3 protein-coding genes, 1 tRNA gene and 1 other RNA gene are annotated in these 3,966 nt (G+C 57.0%); 3 read left to right on the top strand and 2 right to left on the bottom strand.

The genetic code is table 11. From position 1 onward, the window contains the following. On the top strand, positions 1–517 hold a 517-nt coding region (locus tag Q0J81_RS10750), incomplete at its 5' end, for a substrate-binding domain-containing protein (protein WP_294447825.1). Positions 518–1,678: 1,161 nt separating this feature from the next. Here Q0J81_RS10750 and Q0J81_RS10745 read toward each other — a convergent pair. Then, positions 1,679–2,188, bottom strand: a complete 510-nt coding sequence (locus Q0J81_RS10745) for a C40 family peptidase (protein WP_294447823.1) — start codon at positions 2,186–2,188, stop codon at positions 1,679–1,681. A gap of 321 nt (positions 2,189–2,509) precedes the next feature. On the opposite strand from Q0J81_RS10745, the gene Q0J81_RS10740 reads away from it, so the two are divergent. Continuing rightward, positions 2,510–2,863, top strand: coding sequence for a phage regulatory CII family protein (locus Q0J81_RS10740; protein WP_294447820.1), 354 nt, complete (start codon positions 2,510–2,512; stop codon positions 2,861–2,863). Between the two features lie 293 nt (positions 2,864–3,156). Here the strand turns inward: Q0J81_RS10740 and ffs are convergent. Next, positions 3,157–3,252, bottom strand: an RNA gene (gene ffs, locus Q0J81_RS10735) — signal recognition particle sRNA small type. 514 nt (positions 3,253–3,766) lie between these two features. On the opposite strand from ffs, the gene Q0J81_RS10730 reads away from it, so the two are divergent. Further along, positions 3,767–3,851: transfer RNA gene (locus Q0J81_RS10730), tRNA-Leu, on the top strand. Positions 3,852–3,966: the final 115 nt, after the last annotated feature.

The raw sequence follows: 3,966 nt of genomic DNA, 5'->3' as shown, positions 1-3,966 counted from the left end.
GGACACCGTATGGAAGCAGGTGAGCGAGGGAAGCGCGCAGATAGGCATTGTGGGCGGCCAGCTGACGGAAATAAAGAACAACTGCGAAATGGTGTGCCTCGGTCAGATGCGCTACTGCCTCGTGGCTTCGCGGAAATCGCCTCTCGGTCAGATGAAGAGCGTGAAGCTGGAGGATCTTGCGCAGTACCGGCAGATCGTGTTCAACCGCACCCGGGCCGAGCGGTATCTGCTCAGCTCCCAGTACTGGGAGGTGAACGACGTGGTGGCCGCCATGTACTGGGCCTCGCTCGGCATAGGCTGGGCCGTGGTGCCGCTGGGGCTGGCCAAGCGCATAGCGCGCGACGAGTCCATGAAGAACCTCGTCATTCTCGACATGGACAACATGGCGCTCATGGCGCACAACATCTACCTTATCTGGAACAACGCCTTCAGCCGCAGGGACATTCTCGAAGATCTCTGCCGGGATCTGAAAACGTATTATCAGCAGGCCTTTGAACAGGGTGATACGCTGTTCTAGGGGGACTTCCATCGGGCGACGCACGAAGGATGCGACACCGGAGAGGGCGTCGTCCGGACACGCGGCGTGATTTCTGAAGCGGGAGCTTCGAAGTCACGCTTTTTTTTGCGCCGAAGCTCATGCAGGGCATGTATCGGGCAGAGGAACAGTATTTAAAGGAAGAGGCGAAGGCAGGGCTCGCTTCGACAGGCGTCAGTCAGAGCGGGGAAGCGGCAGAACCGGAAGCCTTGCGGCCGCAGAAACACCGGCGTCTGCCGGCGTGAAGGGATGACGCGCGCCGTGAAGACGGATGCACGTTTCAGCACGTTCTTTCCGCACGTGTCATGAAGGGGGAGCAGCGCAGGGGAATGGGCGTCATCCGACGGGGCGGCCGGGACAGAAAAGAGCTTTCTGCCTTGTCGTTAGGGCGGCTGTGCTGTCTGCACGTCCCGTGACGGAGGGCGGCCAGGCCACAGAGACTCCGACGGTAAGACGACAGATGTCCTGAATGCGTTCTGTGCCCTGCGCAGACCATCGGACAACGCCGCCGATGTGCGGAAAACGTCGTTGTCCGTCCCCGGAAACGGACAGGGGAGGGCCCGTGACGGACGTCTTTTTTCAAACATGGATTTTTAAAGAGTAAAAAGTAAGTATATCAATGCAATAAAATATTTTATTTTTATAATTTACAATATGTTTTGAAGGATATATAAGTTTTTTGATATTTCATCAAAAATCATCTCAAAAGAGGGAAGAAGCGTGAACGCTCGGACACGTTGTCTGGAAGGAACGCTGTTTTGTTTCGAAAAGCGGGCGGAAAGCACCGTTTTCGGAGATCGTCGACTGCCGGCCCCGGGGATCGACGTCTTTTCGGAGCCGGAACGCACGGCGGGTAACGGATTCTCCGCGTCTTGTACCCGGAAGAACGGACTGACGCGTTTCAGGTCGGACGCTTCAGGCGGCAGACAGTCGCTGCATCGGGCCGTATCTGGCGCGCAGGGGAAGAACGCGGGGTGTCCGGGCATCAGCCATTCCGCCGGTAGGGGCGTATCTGCGGGGGCGGAAGTTTTCCGGTCATGGGAGAACCTGAACGGGCGCGGGGCGGAGCCGGACGACGCGTCGACAGACGGACGCAATGCGGAACACGCTGTCCGGCAGAGCGCGGGCCTGTTTTCCGGCAGGTCAGCGGCGCGTCACGCGTCGGGCCGTAACGTAATAGCGCTTCCAGTAGTTGACGGACAGGGATTCGATGCGCACGCGGGATCTCGGCTTGGGGCTGTGAATGAAGTTGTTCTGGCCGATGTAGATGCCGGTGTGGTAGCCCGAGCGCGGGATTTTGAATACCACGATGTCGCCGGGACGGAGGCTGCCGCGCGGAATGCGCTGCCCGACGCTGGCCTGATCGCGGCTGATTCTGGGAACGGAAATGCCGTTGCTGGCGCAGGCCCAGTACACGAGGCCGGAGCAGTCGAAGCCACGGGAAGGCGTGGAGCCTCCGGAAACATAGGGGCGTCCGAGCTGACTTTTGGCCGTGGCTGCAATGGCTGCGCCGCTGCCGGAGGCCACGCTGCTCTGCTGCGTGTAGGTGGGGCGATAGGTCTGCTTGCCGCAGCCGGTCATCATGAGAAGGGCCGCGAACAGAATCAGCAGCGGAAGGCAGCGATGCAGAGTATGAGCGCGAGGTGTCGTCATGGAGATCCTGCCGTAGTTTAAAGCGTGCAATGTTTTCTTTGTATGCCATAAGGAAAAAACTTTCAAGGGGATCAGCGCTGACGCATTATTTGAAATGCTGCATGAAAAGAAAGCATTTCATGACGCAATTTCATGCATTGCGGTTCATAAATTCGTACGTTTTATCTATAAAATGACAGGGTATTATTTTTATTGCATTTTTATTGACGTAAACTATCAAAAGTGAAATACACTGTTATCAGTGTTATGTAATGTTTTCTCATGAAGGCGACAGGATTATTTTGGCGGAAAAGTCGTTTTCGAGAAAATTGAGGAGGTACCATGGTATCAGAACTTTCAACTCTCATTCACAATCTTGTCCTGGACAACCCCGTGCCTGCCAAAGATCTGGCAAAGGCCATCGGAAAGCCGTATTCTACGCTTCTGAGAGAAGTGAATCCGTACGACACGGGAGCCAAGCTCGGCGCGGAAACGCTGCTTCAGATCATGATGCAGACCGGCGACACCAAGCCGCTGGAGTACATGGCCGGAAAGCTCGGCTACTCTCTGGTCGCCGCCAGAAACGACGCTCCGCACGTGACTCCCGGCGCCTTTCGCGGTCCCTCTGCGGGAATGTCCGTTTCCGGCCCTGCCATGGACGAGCGTCAGGCGGGAGAGAAGGAACGCAGAGCCTGATCTGACCATAATCCTGTATGAACATGATGCCGCAACAGGGGGAGGCGGCAGCAGGGGAAGCGTTTCCCGGTTTTGCTGTATGTCTTCTGCGGAAATGCAGGATGACGGTTTTCATGAAACGACGTGGCGGAAAGGTGCTGCGGCCTGAACCGCCTGAACGGCGTTTTCCCCGGAGTGACGGACAACGAGGTGCTTACTGACATGTCCGCACGGTCGTGGAAGAAGGCGGGAGAGCACTCTTCCGCCTTTTTTGTGGAGTCGATTAAAAGCAAAAGGGCGCAACTTTCGTTGCGCCCTTTTGGGAACCGGACACCCGGCAACAACCGTTACCGTTGCTTCCTTTCGGACCTGGCGGGGTTGGCGGCGTGACCGCCGTCCGGTTCCCTGAACATATAAGGTGAAGAGTACTATAGCCGGAGCGGCGCGCGCTGTCAACCTGCCAGCCGTCCGTGATGGCGCGAGCGTACCCGCGCGTACCGGGGATGAAGGCCGGGGAACGCGAGATGTGGCAGTTTCCGAAGCCGAAAAATGCGCTGAGAGTGCATCATTGTTTTCTGGCGCATCGCTCTGCGGAAACGTGTCTGTACCGGTTGAGCATTGCGCAGAGGCATACCTGAGGACCGACTGTTCGGGCAGGGGGGCGAAAGCGTCGTCTGCCGCGACAGCCCCGAAGCCGAAAAGTTGCCGACAACGGCGGAGGATTTGAGCGGTCTGCGTTTTGCCTGTCGCTTTCCTCGGTCACGGCGGATGCGGGCACAGAGCTGACGGCAGCATTCGGCAAGGGCCGTGCCGGGCGGAAAGAAGAGAACCGGAGGCTGACGTCGGGTCTCTGAACGTAAAATTTTGCCGGAATGAAAAAAAACACTTGCCAAGCACGGCGCTTTGCTATACAAGACTGGCTGTGCCCAGGTGGTGGAATTGGTAGACACACTATCTTGAGGTGGTAGCGCCGAATGGCGTGGGAGTTCGAGTCTCCCCCTGGGCACCAGTAAGAGAACAAAAGCCGTAATCCGAACAGGGTTACGGCTTTTTGGTTAAAAGAAAACCCCCAGCTAGGCTGGGGGTTCCCGAAAACTTATAGTTATGCGTAAGTTATAAACACT

Origin of the sequence: uncultured Mailhella sp., from assembly GCF_944324575.1 — a bacterium.
Lineage (GTDB): Bacteria > Desulfobacterota > Desulfovibrionia > Desulfovibrionales > Desulfovibrionaceae > Mailhella.
This window is presented reverse-complemented; position numbering and strand designations above follow the sequence as displayed.

Excerpts from the sequence above, each read along its gene's own strand:
- Q0J81_RS10740 (WP_294447820.1), top strand. The coding sequence starts at position 2,510 with ATGGTATCAGAACTTTCAACTCTCATTCACAATCTTGTCCTGGACAAC.
- Q0J81_RS10745 (WP_294447823.1), bottom strand. The coding sequence starts at position 2,188 with ATGACGACACCTCGCGCTCATACTCTGCATCGCTGCCTTCCGCTGCTG.